The sequence below is a fragment of the Fictibacillus phosphorivorans genome (assembly GCF_001629705.1).
GTDB classification, from domain to species: Bacteria; Bacillota; Bacilli; order Bacillales; family Fictibacillaceae; genus Fictibacillus; species Fictibacillus phosphorivorans_A.
In genome coordinates, this window is sequence record NZ_CP015378.1 from 1918661 (window position 1) to 1937551 (window position 18891).

General features: G+C 37.3%; 16 protein-coding genes, 1 pseudogene and 1 riboswitch. Of the genes and pseudogenes, 11 read left to right on the plus strand and 6 right to left on the minus strand.

The window, feature by feature from the left end:
• The first annotated feature begins 7 nt into the window (after positions 1-7).
• Positions 8-1267: an L-lactate MFS transporter gene (locus ABE65_RS09780; protein WP_066394163.1), complete on the plus strand. Its 1260-nt coding sequence runs from the start codon at positions 8-10 to the stop codon at positions 1265-1267.
• 66 nt (positions 1268-1333) lie between these two features.
• Here ABE65_RS09780 and ABE65_RS09785 read toward each other — a convergent pair whose 3' ends face one another.
• Positions 1334-2236 carry a glutamate biosynthesis transcriptional regulator GltC gene (locus ABE65_RS09785; RefSeq protein WP_066394166.1) on the minus strand — a complete coding sequence of 301 codons (903 nt, stop codon included), beginning with the start codon at positions 2234-2236 and terminating at the stop codon, positions 1334-1336.
• Between the two features lie 136 nt (positions 2237-2372).
• Between ABE65_RS09785 and gltB the strand changes: the two genes are divergently transcribed.
• From gltB to ABE65_RS09820, 7 genes are all read left to right on the plus strand, one after another.
• On the plus strand, positions 2373-6929 hold the full coding sequence (gene gltB, locus ABE65_RS09790) for a glutamate synthase large subunit (RefSeq protein WP_066394168.1): 4557 nt from the start codon (positions 2373-2375) through the stop codon (positions 6927-6929).
• Positions 6930-6954: 25 nt separating this feature from the next.
• Entirely contained in the window at positions 6955-8433 is a 1479-nt protein-coding gene (locus tag ABE65_RS09795; protein ID WP_066394170.1) for a glutamate synthase subunit beta, read from the plus strand.
• Between the two features lie 105 nt (positions 8434-8538).
• Entirely contained in the window at positions 8539-9468 is a 930-nt protein-coding gene (locus tag ABE65_RS09800; RefSeq protein ID WP_066394172.1) for a manganese-dependent inorganic pyrophosphatase, read from the plus strand.
• 136 nt (positions 9469-9604) lie between these two features.
• Positions 9605-9712: riboswitch (TPP riboswitch) on the plus strand.
• Between the two features lie 84 nt (positions 9713-9796).
• Positions 9797-10501: a thiaminase II gene (gene tenA / locus ABE65_RS09805; RefSeq protein ID WP_066394175.1), complete on the plus strand. Its 705-nt coding sequence runs from the start codon at positions 9797-9799 to the stop codon at positions 10499-10501.
• A gap of 1 nt (position 10502) precedes the next feature.
• Positions 10503-11084, plus strand: a complete 582-nt coding sequence (locus ABE65_RS09810) for an ECF transporter S component (RefSeq protein WP_066394178.1) — start codon at positions 10503-10505, stop codon at positions 11082-11084.
• A gap of 13 nt (positions 11085-11097) precedes the next feature.
• Positions 11098-12543 (plus strand): ABC transporter ATP-binding protein, encoded by a 1446-nt coding sequence (locus ABE65_RS09815; RefSeq protein WP_066394181.1) that lies wholly within the window; start codon positions 11098-11100, stop codon positions 12541-12543.
• Complete coding sequence (locus ABE65_RS09820; protein ID WP_066394182.1) at positions 12527-13324, plus strand: energy-coupling factor transporter transmembrane component T family protein; 798 nt, start codon at positions 12527-12529, stop codon at positions 13322-13324. Before ABE65_RS09815 ends, ABE65_RS09820 begins: the two co-directional genes overlap by 17 nt.
• A gap of 26 nt (positions 13325-13350) precedes the next feature.
• Here ABE65_RS09820 and ABE65_RS09825 read toward each other — a convergent pair whose 3' ends face one another.
• Together ABE65_RS09825 and ABE65_RS09830 are read right to left on the minus strand one after the other, a co-directional pair.
• Positions 13351-13650, minus strand: coding sequence for a hypothetical protein (locus tag ABE65_RS09825; RefSeq protein WP_066394184.1), 300 nt, complete (start codon positions 13648-13650; stop codon positions 13351-13353).
• A gap of 95 nt (positions 13651-13745) precedes the next feature.
• Positions 13746-14348, minus strand: coding sequence for a DUF2238 domain-containing protein (locus ABE65_RS09830; protein WP_231887875.1), 603 nt, complete (start codon positions 14346-14348; stop codon positions 13746-13748).
• 96 nt (positions 14349-14444) lie between these two features.
• Here ABE65_RS09830 and ABE65_RS09835 point away from each other — a divergent pair, with 96 nt between their 5' ends.
• Complete coding sequence (locus tag ABE65_RS09835; RefSeq protein ID WP_066394186.1) at positions 14445-15320, plus strand: hypothetical protein; 876 nt, start codon at positions 14445-14447, stop codon at positions 15318-15320.
• 107 nt (positions 15321-15427) lie between these two features.
• On the opposite strand, the gene ABE65_RS09840 is transcribed toward ABE65_RS09835, so the two are convergent.
• Both ABE65_RS09840 and ABE65_RS09845 read right to left on the minus strand, forming a co-directional pair.
• Positions 15428-16528, minus strand: coding sequence for an AbrB family transcriptional regulator (locus ABE65_RS09840; RefSeq protein WP_231887876.1), 1101 nt, complete (start codon positions 16526-16528; stop codon positions 15428-15430).
• A gap of 30 nt (positions 16529-16558) precedes the next feature.
• Positions 16559-17194 (minus strand): annotated as a pseudogene (locus tag ABE65_RS09845) (YczE/YyaS/YitT family protein).
• Positions 17195-17370: 176 nt separating this feature from the next.
• Here ABE65_RS09845 and aac(6') point away from each other — a divergent pair.
• Both aac(6') and ABE65_RS09855 read left to right on the plus strand, forming a co-directional pair.
• A complete protein-coding gene (gene aac(6') / locus ABE65_RS09850) occupies positions 17371-17820 on the plus strand; it encodes an aminoglycoside 6'-N-acetyltransferase (protein ID WP_066394192.1) in 450 nt (149 codons plus the stop codon).
• Positions 17821-17965: 145 nt separating this feature from the next.
• The gene (locus tag ABE65_RS09855) at positions 17966-18541 is read left to right on the plus strand and encodes a DUF2238 domain-containing protein (protein ID WP_066394195.1); all 576 of its coding nucleotides are present in this window, start codon (positions 17966-17968) and stop codon (positions 18539-18541) included.
• Positions 18542-18599: 58 nt separating this feature from the next.
• On the opposite strand, the gene ABE65_RS09860 is transcribed toward ABE65_RS09855, so the two are convergent.
• The gene (locus ABE65_RS09860) at positions 18600-18881 is read right to left on the minus strand and encodes a hypothetical protein (protein ID WP_066394196.1); all 282 of its coding nucleotides are present in this window, start codon (positions 18879-18881) and stop codon (positions 18600-18602) included.
• Positions 18882-18891: the final 10 nt, after the last annotated feature.

Genomic DNA, 18891 nt, shown 5'->3' on the forward strand with positions numbered 1-18891 from the left:
AAACAGGATGGCTAAAAAGGTGAAAAACCGCTGGCTGATTGCTGCAGCTGCTGTAGGTATTCATATATCAATTGGGTCTGTCTATTCATGGAGTGTATTTACAAACCCTCTCCGGGAAGAACACAATTGGGGGCTAAGTGAAATCTCTCTAACGTTTAGTATCGCAATCTTGTTTTTAGGTTTATCTGCTGCTTTTATGGGGCATTTTGTTGAACGGTATGGACCTCGAAAATCTGGCATCATAGCCTCAGTATGTTTTGGGGCGGGATTGTTAGGCTCAGGGTTCGCTGATCAATTAGGTTCTATTTATCTGCTTTATTTTTTTTACGGTGCATTAGGTGGGATCGGACTAGGAATTGGCTACATCACTCCGGTCTCTTCCCTTGTAAAATGGTTTCCTGATCGAAGAGGATTAGCGACAGGTCTTGCTATAATGGGATTTGGATTTGCGTCACTTATCGCAAGTCCTGTTATTGCGAGACTGATAGCAGGTATAGGAATTTCAAATACTTTTTACGTATTAGGCGCCGTTTATTTTACGATCATGTTTCTTTCTTCCTTATATCTTACACCACCTCCAAAGAACTGGCAGCCAAAAGGTATGAATGAAAAAAGTAAGAAAGATGAGAGTCAAACAAAAGATCTTGCCCAGTTAACTGCCAACGAAGCGGTTAAAACGATTCGTTTTTGGGCTTTATGGGCGATGTTGTTCATCAATGTTACTTGCGGGATCGCCATTATTTCGGTAGCATCTCCAATGGCACAAGATATTGCAGGTCTGAGTGCTGCTTCAGCAGCTACGATGGTCGGTATCATGGGGTTATTTAACGGTTTTGGAAGAATCGGTTGGGCATCGATTTCTGATTATATCGGTCGTCCAAATGTATACACTACGTTTTTCGCAATACAAACAGTGGCATTCGTACTTTTACCGAATGTTACGAATGCTTTTTTCTTTCAGTTGCTTATCTATTTAATACTTACCTGCTATGGAGGTGGATTTGCTTCTATACCTGCCTATATAGGAGATTTATTTGGTACGAAGCAACTTGGAGCTATTCATGGATACATTTTAACTGCATGGGCTGCCGCTGGACTAGTCGGTCCTTTAGTTGTTTCATGGATACGCGAAACAACGAATAGTTATTCATTAACGCTTTATATCTTTACAGGTGCATTTGTAGTAGCACTTGCCATCTCACTCCTTATCCGGATTAATATTCGAAACGTAAGAAAAGAAAACAGTCAGTCACATGTTGCAAGTTGACCATAATTAACTTTGTATTAGAAGAAGCTTGGCATAGATGCCAAGCTTCTTCTAATTCACATAAAATTATTGATATTGCTCAAGTACGGAGAAAAACTTAATCACAAATTCAAAGAAAACTTGTTCGGCAGGTGCAAGTTCACGACTTCTAGGGGTAATGATTCCCACTGTGCGTTTAACATCTGGTATCTCTATCGGTATTTTTACTGTATAACGTGGCTTCGTTTCATAAAAGGAACTATCGGGTAAAAGGGTAACACCCATACTAGCCGTTACTAGCCCTTTAATCGCATCTAGATCTTCACCTTCACAAGCAATCTTAGGAACGAAGCCTGATTCTTTGCAAGCGTTAACTACTACATCTCGTAAAATATACCCATCTGGAAATAGAACGAATTCATCATTTCTTAAATCACTCAATAATAAACTTCTTTTTTCTGCTAACAAATGTTGTTCAGGTAGTAGTGCTGATATTTTTTCAGTGAAAAGGATATGTCCTTCTAAATCAGGATCATTAGTAGGAACAGGTCCTAAAAAAGCGAGATCTATATCACCGCTTTTTACGCTTTCTGTAAGAAATCGATAGGAACCTTGCCTTAAGTGAAAGGCAATATTGGGATGTTCGCGCTTAAAAGCTGACACGACCGTAGGCAAAAGATGACCTGCCAGACTAGTAGGAAACCCGATTTTAATCGTACCTCTTTCAGGATCTAAGTATTCATCAATTTGTTTTCTTGCATGATCGATTGCTTTCATAGCTGTTTTTGCATGTGTCAAGAACAGCTTACCAACAGGAGAGAGCTTAATATTCCGACCTTCTCTTTCAAATAAGTCAACGCCAAGTTCTGCTTCTAAGTTTGCGATCTGACGGCTGACTGCAGATTGTGCAACATGCAACGCAATCGCTGCTTCTGAAACATGTTCTCGTTCTGCAACTTCAATAAAATACTGTAATTGTCTGAATTCCATGCTTGTCACAACCAATCATTCTCATTTTGAGATCGTTTTAATCTAAATTATATATTGTTTCGATTAATTATAAAACCTAAACTAAAGAAAGAAAGTTTCGAATATTTCAGTTGATAAACATAAGGGGGAGTTCAAAATGACCTTTAGTCAATTTCCAGAACCACAAGGTTTATATAATCCGAAGAACGAACATGACGCTTGTGGCATTGGTCTATATGCTCATTTAAAAGGGCATGCTACCCATGAGATTGTTGAAAAAGGACTTCATATGCTATGCCAGCTTGATCACCGAGGAGGACAAGGAAGTGATCCTTTAACGGGAGATGGAGCCGGCTTGTTGACAAAGATACCGCATAATTTTTTTAAAAAGGTAACTGATTTTGATCTGCCTGAAAATGGACGTTACGGGGTAGGGATGATCTTTTTCCCAAATGATACAGAAGCTCAACAGAAATTAGAAAATCAAATTAATCAAATTATTATTCAAGAAGGACAACAATTACTCGGCTGGAGAACGGTACCCATAAATGTTAAAACGATCGGGAAAAAGGCACAGGAAACTTGTCCTTTAATTAAACAAGTCTTCATCGCTTCTCATGATGCGTTCTCAGAGAATCTAGCTTTTGAGAGAAAACTATTCGTAATCAGAAAACAAGTAGAGCACTGGGCAAGAAAACAAGGACTTCAAACGTATTTTGCTAGTCTATCATCACAAACAATCGTATACAAAGGTTTGTTAACTCCAGAGCAAGTGGATGCCTTTTATTATGATCTACAAGATACGGATTTCGTGTCTCCATTCGCTTTAGTGCATTCCCGTTTTAGCACAAATACGTTTCCAACATGGGAACGAGCGCATCCAAACCGATACATCATTCATAATGGAGAGATCAATACGTTACAAGGAAACATGAACTGGATGAAGGCACGCGAGAAGCAGTTTGTTTCTGAAGCATTCGGAGATGATATTGAAAAATTACTTCCTATTCTTGATGCTGATGGCAGTGATTCTTCTATTCTAGATCAAGCCTTTGAATTTTTTGTACTTGCAGGGAGAAAGCCTTCTCATACAGCTATGATGCTTATCCCTGAACCATGGAGTGAGAATCCTCATCTAGAACATGAGAGAAAAGCATTTTACGAATATCATAGTTGTCTGATGGAGCCATGGGACGGACCAACAGCGATTTCCTTCACAGATGGGAATCAAATTGGAGCGATACTGGATCGAAACGGTCTACGTCCAGCGAGATATTATGTAACAAAGGACGATTACATCATCTTTTCGTCTGAAGTAGGAGTTATTGACGTTGAAGAAGAGAATGTTCTATACAAAGAGCGATTAAGTCCAGGAAGAATGCTCTTGATAGATCTACAAGAAGGTAGAATCATTACAGACAATGAGATCAAAACAGAAATGGCAAGCAAAGAACCGTACGAATTATGGCTGACGAATGGATTGCATCATCTTGATGAAGATGGTGAAGAGTCAGGGATTATCTTAGAAAATGCAAGAAGTAAACAAAGAGCTTTCGGCTATACGTATGAAGATATCCATAAATATTTAATTCCTGTCATTACAGAAGGAAAAGATCCCATTGGGTCAATGGGTAATGATACACCCCTAGCGGTTTTATCTGATAACCCTCAATCCCTATTTAATTATTTTAAGCAGCTATTTGCCCAAGTTACAAACCCTCCTATCGATGCTATTCGCGAGAAGATTGTTACTTCTACGATGACGCTGCTCGGAGCTGAAGGGAATCTTCTGCATCCTGGACCACAGAATGCGAAGAGAATTCAATTGAACTCTCCTGTGTTAACATCTAATGAGTTTAATCAGATTACAGATAACATGGTTTATGAATTTAAAACGGCTGTTCTGCAGACTTTATTTTCGGAAGATTTAGAACTCGGGCTACAATCTCTTTTTAAAAATGCGGCAGAAGCAATACAAGATGGAGCAACTTTATTAGTTTTGTCAGACAGAGAGATGAATGAGTCTTCTATACCTATCCCTGTTTTACTTGCTGTTAGTGCGCTTCATCATCATCTTGTACAAAAAGGACTGCGCACCAAAGTAAGCTTGATTGTAGAATCAGGTGAAGTAAGAGAAGTTCATCATTTTGCAGCGCTTATTGGTTACGGAGCTGATGCTATCTATCCATATCTAACGTATAAGACATTTGAAGAAGCTATCCAGAATGAACATATCAACCTTTCTTTGTCAGAAACGGTTAAAACGTATAAACGAGGAATAACAGATGGAATCGTTAAAGTAATGTCGAAAATGGGAATCTCAACGGTCCAGAGTTATCGTGGGGCTCAAATCTTTGAAGCAGTCGGAATCGGTAAAGAAGTAATCGACCGTTATTTCCCAGCTACCGCATCACAAATAGATGGCATTACATTAGCTGAGATTGAAAAAGAGGCTACACAAAGACACCAATTAGGCTATAAAGAAACCATCGATGACACTTTGGATTCAGGAAGCGATTTTCAATGGAGAAGTACTGGTGAACATCATGCTTTTAATCCAAAAACGATTCATACCCTTCAATGGGCATGTCGTAAGAATGACTATTCATTGTTTAAAACGTTCTCCAAGCTAGCGGATGAGGAAAGAACAACTTTCTTAAGAAACTTATTCTCGTTTGTACCTGAATCTACGTCTATACCTATTGATGAAGTTGAACCTGTTGAAGAGATTGTAAAGCGCTTTAAAACAGGTGCTATGTCTTTTGGCTCTCTAAGCCAAGAAGCACACGAATCACTTGCTATCGCGATGAATCGTTTAGGTGGAAAAAGCAATAGTGGTGAAGGTGGAGAAGATCCAGCCCGTTTTATTCCTGATGAACTTGGCAATAACCGTAGAAGTAGTATTAAACAAGTAGCATCAGGTAGATTCGGCGTCAAAAGTCACTATCTCGTAAACGCAGATGAACTGCAAATCAAGATGGCACAAGGAGCTAAACCAGGGGAAGGCGGACAGTTGCCGGGAAACAAAGTATATCCTTGGGTAGCAGATGTTCGTGGATCAACGCCAGGAGTAGGATTAATCTCCCCGCCTCCACATCATGATATTTACTCGATCGAGGATATGGCACAACTGATTCATGATCTCAAGAATGCCAATCGCGAAGCTAGAATCAGCGTAAAGCTTGTAGCTAAATCTGGAGTTGGAACGATTGCAGCTGGTGTAGCAAAGGGCGCAGCAGATGTGATCGTAATTAGTGGTTATGACGGGGGAACTGGTGCTTCTCCAAAAACAAGTATTAAACATACTGGTCTTCCTTGGGAGTTAGGACTTGCCGAAACACACCAAACGTTAATGCTGAACGGACTTCGCGAACGTGTAACTCTTGAGACGGACGGGAAGCTGATGACAGGTAAGGATGTTGTTCTTGCTGCATTGTTAGGTGCAGAAGAATACGGCTTTGCTACAGCACCACTTGTAGTATTAGGTTGTGTCATGATGCGTGCTTGTCACCTTGATACGTGTCCTGTCGGTGTTGCGACACAGAATCCTGAATTAAGGAAAAAATATATGGGAGATCCTGAACACGTTGTAAACTACATGAGATTTGTAGCTGAAGAAATACGTGAGATTATGGCAGAACTTGGATTTCGTACGATGGAGGAGATGGTAGGACGTACTGACGTACTAACGGTCGGAGATCGTGCAAAGAAACACTGGAAAGCAAAGCATCTTGACTTATCAAAACTGCTTTATCAAGCAGAAGGTATCCGTACGAAGCAAATTTCTCAAAATCATAAGATTGATCAATCGCTTGATATGAATGAAATTCTACCCGTGCTGCAGCCAGCATTAGAAACGAAGAAGTCTGTTTCACTCAACTTACCGATTAAAAACACGAATCGTGTCGCTGGTACGATTGCTGGTAGTGAAATAACAAAACGATACGGTGAAGAAGGTCTTTCAGAAGATACTGTTACTCTTAACTTTACTGGATCTGCTGGTCAAAGCTTTGGAGCATTCGTGCCACGTGGCATGACGCTTTATCTGAACGGAGACAGCAATGATTATTTTGGCAAAGGATTATCTGGCGGAAAATTGATTGTCGCCCCCCCTAAATCAGCAGAGTACTTGGCTGATGATAATGTCATCTTAGGAAACGTTGCATTTTATGGAGCAACAAGTGGTGAAGCATATATTAACGGCTTGGCTGGTGAAAGATTCGGGGTTAGAAACAGTGGAGCTAACATTGTTGTTGAAGGAATCGGAGATCATGGTTGTGAATATATGACGGGTGGTCGAGTAGTTGTCTTAGGAGATGTTGGAAAGAACTTTGGAGCAGGTATGAGTGGGGGAATTGCATACATCTACACGCATCAGCCACTTTTATTGAAGCAGTTATGTAACAAAGAAGGTATTGAGTTTGAGAGATTGATTGATTCTGAAGAAACAGAAACAGTCAAGCAGATGATCATTCAACATTTTTCATACACTCAAAGTAAAAAAGCTGCAGCTATTCTTCAAAATTGGAAAATACAACAGTCGCATTTTGTGAAAGTTATTCCAACTGACTATAAAGAAATGATTAAGAAAATAGAAGAAGAGAAAAAAGCAGGTTATACAGAAGATGAAGCGGTAATGAATGCTTTTGAAGCCGGAACAAGCTCCGCAAAAGCAAGCGGCAGACCTGGACCGACAAAATTAATTCTGAAATAAATTGAGATGAGAGGAGAGATGTTAAATGGGCAAACCAACCGGATTTTTGGAATACCCAAGAGAAGAAACGATAGAGAGAAAGCCTCTCCAACGTCTTAAAGATTGGAAAGAATATACGGAAAAACAACCTGAAGATATGTTGAAAAGGCAAGCTGCTAGATGTATGGATTGTGGAACACCTTTTTGTCATATTGGAATAGAGATTAATGGGGCTGCGTCTGGCTGTCCCATTAATAATCTTATTCCAGAGTGGAATGACCTTGTCTACAGGGGAAAATGGAAAGAAGCTCTTGACCGTTTATTAAAAACAAATAATTTTCCTGAATTTACTGGCAGGGTTTGTCCGGCTCCTTGTGAAGGTTCATGTACAGTTGAGTTAGCTGGTCCTGCTGTAACGATAAAGAACATTGAAAAAGCAATCATTGATAAAGGTTTTGAAAACGGCTGGATTCAACCTAGAATTCCACATAAAAGAACAGGGAAAAAGATCGCAATCGTTGGATCAGGACCAGCTGGGCTTGCAGCAGCAGATCAGCTGAACCAAGCAGGTCATTCTGTTACCGTCTATGAAAGAGCAGATAAAGTTGGCGGATTGTTAACGTATGGAATTCCTAACATGAAGTTGGATAAGGATGTTGTGGAAAGACGGGTCAAATTATTAAGGCAAGAAGGCATTGATTTTATCCTTAACACAGAGGTAGGAAAAGATATTACTTCTGAAGAACTGAAAAATCAATTCGACTCTATTATTCTTTGTACAGGAGCGCAAAAACAAAGAGATTTAATCCTTCAAGGAAGAGAAGCAGAAGGTGTTCATTTTGCTATGAACTATCTCACTCAAGCTACGAAGAGATTATTAAATATTGAAGTTTCAGAGCCGCTAATTGATGCAGAAGGTAAGCATGTCATCGTAATCGGTGGTGGTGACACGGGTGCTGACTGTGTAGCAACAGCTCTTAGACAAAAGTGCAAGAGTGTTGTCCAATTTGGAAAACATCCTAAACTTCCTGATGTTCGAAGTGATGCAAATATGTGGCCGGAGCAACCTAATATTTTTACAATGGACTATGCTTATGAGGAAGCGACAGCTCAATATGGTCACGATCCTAGAGAGTATTCTGTTCAAACAAAGAAACTTGTATCAGATCAAAACGGTCGACTAAAAGAACTGCATACGGTTCAAATGCAACGTACGTCAGATGATGCTGGAAATTTAGTTTTTGAAGAAATTCCGGGATCTGAAAAGATTTGGCCAGCAGATCTTGTATTCATTGCTATTGGCTTTGAGGGTACAGAACTTCCAGTCTTAAAAGAATTTGGAGTAGAGCATAAAAACAACAAAGTAGATGCTAAACATGGTGATTATCGAACAAATATAGATGGAGTATTTGCTGCAGGTGATTCTAGACGAGGTCAAAGTTTAATCGTTTGGGCGATTCAAGAAGGGCGTGATTGTGCACGCCAAGTTGACCTATCGTTAATGGGCAGTACGGTTTTGCCTTAATACTTTTTTCCATGCTACAATAAACTCCAAAAGCCATAAACTTTTTATCTATGATAAAATAAGGCTTAGGAAAAAACAATTCTTTTATTCATAAGGAGTAGACGCATGGAAAAAGTACTTATTTTTGGACACAAAAATCCAGATACTGACACGATTACATCAGCGCTTGTTTATGCTGACTTAAAATCTAAATTAGGACAAAACGTAGAAGCGATTCGCCTAGGTGAAATTAATGGTGAAACACAATATGCATTAGATTATTTTAATGCTGAGATTCCTCGACTTGTTGAACATGTCTCTGCTGAAACAAACGCAGTAATCTTAGTGGACCATAACGAACGTCAACAAAGTGCAAATGACATTGATAAAGTAAGAGTGTTAGAAGTTATCGATCATCATCGTATCGCAAACTTTGAAACGAGTGATCCTTTATATTATCGTGCGGAACCTGTTGGTTGTACGGCTACAATCTTGAACAAGATGTACAAAGAGAAAGGTGTTCAAGTAGAGAAAAATATTGCAGGACTTATGCTCTCTGCCATTATTTCTGACTCTTTATTATTCAAATCACCTACTTGTACAGAAGAGGATGTTGCTGCAGCGCGCGAACTTGCTGAAATTGCAGGAGTAGATGCTGAAAAGTACGGTTTAGAAATGCTAAAAGCAGGAGCAGACTTAAGTGATAAATCGGTAGAAGAATTGATTTCACTTGATGCTAAAGAATTTAACATCGGGGAAAGTAAAATTGAAGTTGCTCAAGTGAATACGGTGGATGCTAGCGATGTAATGAAACATCAAGAAGATCTAGAATCAGCAATTACTAAAGTGATTGCTGACAAAGGGCTAGACCTGTTTATGTTTGTTGTAACTGACATTCTAACAAATGATTCAACAGCTTTAGCTCTTGGTAAGAGATCACAAACTGTTGAAGAAGCTTATAACGTAAAATTAGAAAACAATACAGCTGTACTTAAAGGTGTTGTTTCTCGTAAAAAGCAAATCGTACCTGTTTTAACAGAGGCGATGAGTAAGTAAATAAATTTTTTCAAAGGGTAAAACTATACCATGTTTTACCCTTTTATCATGGTCTTCAACATATTCGTGTTTTTCAAAAACAGTTGACAATCTATACGAGACTGCTATCATTTAAGACAGAAACCAACTACATAAAAATGACCACTAGGGGTGCCTTTAATAAGGCTGAGATCAAAGTGTAACTTTGAGACTCTTAGAACCTGATCTGGATTATACCAGCGTAGGGAAGTGGTGTTGCGGAGTCTTATTTATTTCTTGAATTCTCCAAATACAACCACTTTCTTAGCTGAGAGTGGTTTTTTTGTTGGAAAAAATAAGGAGGATTCATATGAACACATTTACTGATATTTTGCGAGAAAAAGCCACTACTATTTGGGAAGCCAACCTTCGACATCCATTTGTAAGAGGAATTGCGGAAGGTGATCTTTCATTAGAATGCTTTCGATATTATGTTTTACAAGATTCATACTATTTATCTCATTTTGCAAGAATACAGGCGATGGGTGCAGCTAGAGCTGAAGATTTGTATACGACTTCTAGGATGGCGGTACATGCACAAGGTACTAATGACGCTGAGTTAGGACTTCATGAGACGTTTATGAAACAGTTGGGGGTGACAGAGAAAGAACTGACAAGTTTTGAACCCGCTCCAACTGCTTATCATTATACATCACACCTTTACCGAGTGGCAGAGTCTGGAAGCTTAGGAGAAATTATCGCTGCCATTCTACCATGTTATTGGATCTATCAAGAAATAGGTGAAACGTTTAAAGGAGCAAAACCACAAGAGCCGATCTATCAGGAGTGGATCGCTGCATATGGCGGTGAATGGTTCTCAGAACTGGTAAACGAACAGATCGATAGATTGAATCAATTGGCTGAAAACGCAAGTGACCAGGAAAAAAGCAAAATGATTCAACATTTCTTAATTAGTTGTCAGTATGAGTATTCCTTTTGGGAGATGGCTTATACGTTAGAAAAATGGCCGATTCCATTCAGCCTAGCGACAACAACGACCGGGAGTGAAGCGTAGCATGCAAAGAGGTTTAAAGTTAACAGATATTCTTATAACCATTGTAATCTCGATCGCATTTGGCATCTTGTATAAAATTTGGGGGCCGCTCTACTATGCGGTTAAACCATTTGGTCTTCACATCGATCAGTTGATATACGGAATGTGGTTCATGGCAGCAACAGTTGCGTTCTTAATCATTCGAAAGCCTGGAGTTGCTCTTTTGGCTGAAATTGCTGCTTCTTCAGGAGAATTTTTAATGGGTTCTGAATTTGGACTTGAAGTATTACTATACGGAATCATTCAAGGATTGTTTGCAGAGTTGATCCTTTTCGCATTTCGTTATAAACGAGTTGACCTTTTTGTCATCTCGCTTGCTGCGTTAAGTTCATGTGCAGGATCTTTAATCATGGACTTTTACAAAGGATATATTGGTGATCTTTCAACATGGAACCTAACTTTATTTATCGTATTTAGAGTAATCAGTTCTATATTGTTTACAGGGGTGTTTGCCGTTTCTATCGTAAAAGCTTTAGAAGCTACAGGTGTAACAAATTTAGTGCGAGCCTCTTCAAAAAAAGATCACGAAGCATTAGATCAATAACTGAGGTGGTTTGATGACAATCATAACATCTGTAAAAAATCTAAGATTGAAATTTCCAGGTGAGACAGAAATGCTGTTTAGAGATTTGAGTTTGTCTTTTCGATCGGGTGAAAAAGTACTTCTTCTGGGTACATCTGGGTGTGGAAAATCCACACTTTTACAAGTTCTTTCTGGCCTTGTTCCAAATGCCATTGATATACCTATGAAGTGTGATGAGATACAGATCCCTGATCGATGGGGATTTGTATTTCAAGATCCGGATACTCAATTTTGTATGCCTTTCGTTGATGAAGAGTTAGCATTTGTTCTTGAGAACCTTCAGGTGCCTCGAGAGGAGATGCCAAGTAGGATTCGTTCATTATTAGAAGAGGTTGGCCTTGAACTCGATGACATCCATACACCGATTCAACATCTATCAGGTGGGATGAAGCAACGATTAGCCATCGCATCTGTATTAGCACTGAAACCGGATGTTGTATTTTTAGACGAACCTACCGCTTTTATTGATGAGAAGGGCACTGAACAAATCTGGGAAACGGTAAAAAGAGTATGGAAAGATAAAACTTTAATAATAGTAGAACATAAAATAGAGAAAATCCTGGATTTCGCTGATCGTCTTATTGTATTTACACCAGGCGGAGAAGTTCTTGCTGACGGAGATGCTTCGACGGTTTTTTCTCATCATAAAGAAAAGATAAAAGATTACGGAATTTGGTACCCTGGTGCATGGGATGAATATAAACGAATACCGACCGTTGGAAATAAGACTGAACTGAGGAACACCATGAAGTTGAAAAATTTCAAAGGGTATCGAAACAAGGAAAATAAGATAGTAGTTGATGACATAATGGTTCATTCAGGAGAATGGATCACGATCATGGGTGAAAACGGAGCAGGAAAGAGTTCATTAATGTTAGCTTTGATGCAGCTTATTAAAACATCAGGAAACTATTATTTAAATGATGTGCATGTTAAAAAAACAAAAGACATCTTCCAGCAGGTGTACCTCGTATTTCAGAATCCTGAATACCAGTTCTTAACGCATTCTGTTTACGACGAAATAACATATGGTCTTCAAAATCATCAGAAAGAGGGTGTAAAAGAAATACTAACTTCTCTTGAGTTGACGAACAAAATGAATCAACATCCTTATAACCTATCTGTCGGTCAAAAACGACGTCTGAGTGTGGCAACAGCCTTTTTGCAAAAACCATCTATCTTACTTCTTGATGAACCAACTTTTGGACAAGACTCAGTAAACACGTTTAAACTTTTAGAATGGTTAGAACGAGAACGGCAAAAAGGGACGATTATACTTATGGTTACCCATGATCGCCATATTACGGAACAGTTTGCCACTCGGTTATGGGAAGTTCAGAACGGTGAAATTGTAACGGATCATCTACTCAATCATACATGTAAAGAAGAGGAGGGATTTCTTGATGAATTCATTGTTTGATGCCAAACACACATGGTTACACAGCATAAATCCTTCTCTAAAACTAGTAACAATATTGAGCTTATTCATAGTTGCGATCAATATTCACTTTCTGGACTTAATGATTGGTTTTTTATTCGTGATCTTACTATTGTTTATTTTTGCTACAGGGTACTCATATAAACAATTATTTATGCTGTCTCTGCCTTTTGTGCTTATCTTTCTTTCAACTTCTTCTTCCATGATTTTATTCGGTAAAGGAGAAACGATTCTTTACAAGTGGGCATATATACAAGTGTCAGAAGAGAGTTTAATTAGAGGGATTCATTTAGGATTTAGAGCTTTGTCATTTGCTATGCTTGGCTTGCTATTTGCTCTAACCACTAAACCAGTCAAACTGTTTTATTCTCTCATGCAACAGTTCAAACTATCGCCTAAGTTTGCTTATAGTTTTATGGCAGCCATCCGGTTAATCCCAATCATGATCGAGGAATACCAAATGATTATCAATGCTCAAAGAGTTAGAGGATTAGAACAGAGAAATAACTTTCTAATAAGAATGAAAAGGCTTGCGATACCTTTATTATCACAGAGTATTCGCAGAGCATATCGCATTGCCGTTTCAATGGAAGCTAAGCGATTTCAATCAGATAGTAAAAGAACATACTATTATAAGGTAGGCTTTTCAAGAAATGATCTGTTTTTTATCAGTTATTTTTTGCTTATGTTAGGTCTTATCTATATTCTTTCTATTCATGACCCGTTCCTTCCAAGTACGGATGTTAGATACTTACCGGAATAAGAGACTGAACCTAACCGTTCAGTCTCTTATTCTGTTAAAATCATATTATCCTTGTTTTTTATGAGCTGAATATGACTGCCTTCTCTTATTTTCATATATATAGCATGAGGTACTTGTATTCTCTTCCCATCCTCAAAGAATAAAGTGTATTGTGGTTGTGATATAAGTGAACTTCCCATACTTATTACTCTTTCACTTCTCTCTTTTTTTATAACATAACCTTGAAATTCGTTACTATTAAATTCTTCTCTTATATAACCAGACCACGCAAAGAACAATAGAAATCCCGCAATAAATGTGCAAAGTATCGAACTTACTTTTTGCATTTTTTCACCTCTGTTTTTTAATAGAAAGAAAAAAAGAAAAATTGAAGGATTTGCTTGAGATTGATCTAATAATTACTGAAACAATATGATCAAACCTATCCTTTTTTCATCAGCTTGTTATGCCATGAAGTAAATAATAGTAAGGCGATGATCGATCCGATTAAAGCAAAAGACATGTCCCATTGCGCATCCCAAATATCTCCTTGTGAACCTACAAAGTCTTTCGTTTCACGCTTTGCTATCTTTCCTGCAATCCATTCAACAATTTCATAAAATGCGGCAATTCCTAACGTTATACTTATGGCAATGAATTGAACCCATTTTCCGATGTGTAAAGGTGTTTTTACGAGAAGGATTTCTCGGATAACAATTGCCAACAAGCCTTTCATAAAGTGACCAAACCGATCATAGTGATTACGACTTAGATGATATTCTTGTTGCAGCCAATCAAATAGTGGTACGTCATCATATGTGTAATGTCCGCCTATAAACGTCAGAATCGTTAGCAAAGCAATGATGCAATACGAAAGAGTCGTGAATCTTAATCGTTTATATAAGAAGAGTATAAAAATCAGGGCTACAAGAGATGGAGCTACCTCCAATATCCATATGGGGTAATGTGCTGGTTGAATCAGTGACCATAAAAAGAATAAGGAAACGATGATTAATAATAACAGATGAATTTTATTTATTTTCAAAGGCAATCCCTCACAATCTAACATTAGTATTGATATTAAGTTAGAAATGTATTCTTTTCTGTGTATTTCACCATCTATGGGAGGATGTGATCTATCATGCCAAAAAAAATTGCAGTGGCCATTCTTCATGGGATTGGAAATCAAAGTGAAGATTTTTCGGATTTATTTATGGAGATGCTGACAAAAAGATTTTCTCAACAGATAAAACCGTTTTACGCAACTCCCGAAGAGGAACTAGTGATTCAACCTATTTATTGGGGAAGTGTATTTAATGAGAAGGAATCACTATTATGGAAAAAACTTAATACAGAAGATAGCTTAGATTTTAAGCAGTTAAGACAATTTGTCATCCACTTTTTTGGAGATGCAATCGCTTATCAGCCAGTAGCTAATCATAATCCGAATTATATAAAAGTTCATGAGGTTTATGCGAAAGGACTACGTAAATTAAGTGAACATGCGGGGGAAGATGCGCCACTCATCGTAATTGCACATAGTTTGGGTACGGTTATTTCAAGTAATTATTTTTATGATCTGCAGTTTATTTCTGAAAAAATTGCTGAAGATGTATTGCGAAATATGCAGAAGACTCCGTTAGAAAAAGGAGAAACTCTAACAAGCTTTTACTCATTAGGAAGCCCTTTGGCTTTGTGGAGTCTTAGATATGCAGATTTTGATAAGCCGATTTTAGTTCCATCACCACATCTACAGGATCATTATCCAGAACTAACTGGCAAATGGGTAAATATGTATGATAAAGACGACGTTTTTGGATATCCATTAAAAACAATCAATGATTCTTATAATCAAGCGATTGCTGTAGATAAAGAAATCAACAGCGGGAACTTTATAAGCAGTTTTACGCCACTTTCACATAATCATTACTTTAAAACGAATGAAATCATTCATGACATAGGAGACAACCTAGCTGAAATATGGAAACATTTGAATTTAGCACCTGAGCAAAAATAACAGTTATTACCATATATGTACACTTATTTCAACTGCATTAGACACCTAAAAAACAAACATCCCATCATTCATCGATGGGATGTTCTTGTTTTTAATAAAGTGAAGTATTAATCATTTTTTGAGATTACTTTATTCATTTGTGAACGCAAAACCCATTTTAAGAGTGGAGGTACAGCGAAAAAGATAAAAAGAATACGGAAAAGTTGATAGCCTGTAATCATCGTAACATCCGCTTCTAACTCGTGTCCGATAATTCCCATCTGATCAGCTCCACCTGGTGCCATACTTAGGAAACTAGTAATGAAAGAAAAGTTAAATTGATAGGTCAGTAAAAGACTTAGCATAAGTGCGATAGTGACTAACAGGAAGCCACTAAACAACGCAATTGGAATCATTTTCGCTTTTTTTCTAAGTTTCTCAGGCTTTAACAATAATCCAATGTAACCTCCGATTAAAAATTGAGAAACATCAAGTATTGAACTGGGAAGAGACGGTCCTGTTAAACCTATAATATTTAAAAAAGCAATTCCAAGAATTGGCCCAAGTAAAAAAGCCGTAGGAAGTTTAATTCTTTTTCCAATAAGAGCCATTATCACAGAAAATAGCCCGTATAGAATAATCTGCGGAAAAAAAGACGAAGTGGTTGCTTCTGAAATAACATTTGGAATAGTAGTCTCACTATCGTAGGAAAAGATAGGACTGAATATCAAGAATGGAACTGCAAATATGATTACAATAAGACGAGTCACTTGAAAAAACGTAACGGTTGTTATATCAATTCCTTTAGTCTCTTCAGCAAAAGTAATAATCTGCGATAGACCACCAGGAATTGAACTTGTAAGCGCAGTTGGAAAATTAATAGATGTAAAACGAGATATGATGAGTGCCATTCCTGAACAGATTAGTAAAAGTAAAATTGTCATAAATGCCATGGAAGGCAAGTGGGTAATCATCATTTTTAATGTATCGTTTGTAAACGTTAAACCAATAGAATATCCAACGATAATCAAACCTATATTTCTTAATAAAACCGGCCAATAAAGGTTGATCCAGCTTAGTTGATTTACAATTAATACAGAAGTCAGCGTACCTAAAAGCCAAGGGATCGGCCAATTAAACACATTAAATAAGAGCCCTCCTGAGAGAGCGATAGTTAATGTAACTAAAAGCTGGAAGACTTTATGTTGATTTAAACTTTTAAATTTCAATGGCATAACCTTCTTTTTATGTTTGCTTTGTTAACTTACAAACTTCCTTTTTTCATATTTATGCAAATACCTTTCGAGCAACCGTTTACAAGCTAAATAGGATTTTTGGTAGATTGGACTTTGGATAAATGTATAAATAAATGTGAAAATAAAAACTGGTCCACCCATCGTGAGACCAACTAATTAGACCATGCACTCCATAATTATTCTAACTCTGCTGATCGATAATCCAGTTATATCTGAAAGGGACAGCATGAGTCCATCTCTCGGACCCGCTCCTATACCTGCTGCTGAATACATACCGCCACCAATTCCCATCAATAATATGCCTATTAACAATAATACTAGATCAATTATAGTGTTTGTTGTATGAGGTAGTAAGTGGAAAAATAGAAAGAAGTCTACAAAAACGCCAACCAAAACAGCGTTTAAAAAAGTTCCGATGTTAATAAACCTCCGATTAATGAAAAATGTACAGGTTATTAATAGAAAGCCAACGATTATATTCCAAGTTCCGATTGTTAAACCAAACTGATCATACAATGCAAGGTTTAACACGTCCCATGGGCTGATTTCTAAGTATTTTACTTGAACCGCCATGGCGATTCCATAACTAAAGAGGATTAAACCAATAAAAAAGAAGATATGTTTAATCGTATACTTCACAAACATCTCCTCTTTTCCAAAATAACCCTATAATTATCTTAGACTATAAAGTAAAATGAGAAAAAATGAAAAGAAGTTGCTTACCATTTTCTAATGATTCTTCACTCCAATAAAGGATATTACAGTGATGATTGTCGAAATAAAATTAAGTACGAATTAAATAAGGAGTGTTTATTATGGAATCAATTAAGGAAGCAAGTGAACAATATCTTGATTCATTGACCAGTATGGCTTTAGCATTATGGCCAGATAATGAAGCTAATGAATTGAGAAGAGAATTCAAAGAACTGATTACTTCGGAAAAAAATAAAGTACTTCTCTATTTCATGCATGCGAAACCTATTGCCTTTATACATATTTCTGTTAGAAGTGATTATGTTGAAGGATCTCATAACAGTCCAACTGGGTTTATTGAGGGCGTTTATGTTGAACCTGAGTATAGAAAGAAGGGTATTTCAAAAAAATTAATTGAAGTAGGAGAAAGATGGTTAAGGACAAAAGATTGTACACAGATTGGTTCGGATATCGAATTATCCAATAACACAAGTTATCAATTTCATAAAAGTGTCGGTTTTAATGAAGTAAATCGTTTGATTGCATTTATTAAAAACATAGATGAAGCGTAACACTCATTCGTTTGATATGTCCAATGGAATTTTTAAAGACACATGGTTGTGTCTTTTTTAATGGAAGGAAACGAAGTATATATCGCAATCAAAAGGTCAAACCTAGAAAAACGGTAATAGATTCATTTCGTGAGGTGACCATAGATTGAAACGAACATTTTTGCTAATCCTAAGTGCTATTTATGCCATGTTTATGGCGTATCTATGTTTTTATTATTTTTCAAAAGGTGAGACACACAGTTATCAGGTAGCATTTGGTGGTATATTCTGTGGACTAATTCCCCTATGTTTAATTTTTTTCACTAAGATTAAATTCAATTTGCCTATCATGATCTCTTATTTTGCTTTCTTGTTTGCATCGCAATATTTAGGATCCATCTTAGATTTTTATCGTTTAGGGTGGTGGGATACTTTCTTACACCTATTAAGTGGAGCGTTATTGGCGTTTGTAGCTATCGCCCTTTATGAAAGGATGACGCATCCTGAAGCGAGGAAACAAATTTCTTATTGGCTTGTGTTCTTATTTGTTTTAGCTTTCTCTGTATTTGGTGGGGTGGTTTGGGAGATCTACGAATTCAGCATGGATCAATTCTTTGAAATGACTTTACAGGGCGGAGGGAATTTTGACACGATGGTTGATTTACTTGCCGATACATCTGGAGCAATCGTAATTGCAGCTTTTGCAGCTTTTAGGACGAAAAAAAGGTTTAATATGTCATAAAGGATGAAACGCATATTTTATATGAATATGCGTTTCATCCTTGTATAAACGCGTTTATTTAAGAGATATTTTTCAGCCAACTTATTATTCTTATCAATTCAAAAGGTTTAAACCAGGTGATGAAAAATATCACAAGTATAGATAGAACAAGACTTATAGATTTAGCGTTTCCTTTTTCCATTTGTAAAAAAGCTAAAAAGCATAAAGTAGTTCCAAGCATGATAATGAGTAATCCCACTAGCATAGTCCATTCCGAGTAAATTATAAAATCTCCATTAATACAAACTAAAAACAAACCTAACATCAGCAGCATCACTGACCAAGTACTAATCTTTTTCATAGCATGTACC

Coding starts and splice junctions, on each gene's coding strand:
- ABE65_RS09825 (WP_066394184.1), bottom strand. CDS start 13,650: ATGCAAAAAGTAAGTTCGATACTTTGCACATTTATTGCGGGATTTCTA.
- ABE65_RS09785 (WP_066394166.1), bottom strand. CDS start 2,236: ATGGAATTCAGACAATTACAGTATTTTATTGAAGTTGCAGAACGAGAA.
- gltB (WP_066394168.1), top strand. CDS start 2,373: ATGACCTTTAGTCAATTTCCAGAACCACAAGGTTTATATAATCCGAAG.
- ABE65_RS09835 (WP_066394186.1), top strand. CDS start 14,445: ATGCCAAAAAAAATTGCAGTGGCCATTCTTCATGGGATTGGAAATCAA.
- ABE65_RS09800 (WP_066394172.1), top strand. CDS start 8,539: ATGGAAAAAGTACTTATTTTTGGACACAAAAATCCAGATACTGACACG.
- ABE65_RS09780 (WP_066394163.1), top strand. CDS start 8: ATGGCTAAAAAGGTGAAAAACCGCTGGCTGATTGCTGCAGCTGCTGTA.
- ABE65_RS09860 (WP_066394196.1), bottom strand. CDS start 18,881: ATGAAAAAGATTAGTACTTGGTCAGTGATGCTGCTGATGTTAGGTTTG.
- ABE65_RS09820 (WP_066394182.1), top strand. CDS start 12,527: ATGAATTCATTGTTTGATGCCAAACACACATGGTTACACAGCATAAAT.
- tenA (WP_066394175.1), top strand. CDS start 9,797: ATGAACACATTTACTGATATTTTGCGAGAAAAAGCCACTACTATTTGG.
- ABE65_RS09810 (WP_066394178.1), top strand. CDS start 10,503: ATGCAAAGAGGTTTAAAGTTAACAGATATTCTTATAACCATTGTAATC.
- ABE65_RS09795 (WP_066394170.1), top strand. CDS start 6,955: ATGGGCAAACCAACCGGATTTTTGGAATACCCAAGAGAAGAAACGATA.
- ABE65_RS09815 (WP_066394181.1), top strand. CDS start 11,098: ATGACAATCATAACATCTGTAAAAAATCTAAGATTGAAATTTCCAGGT.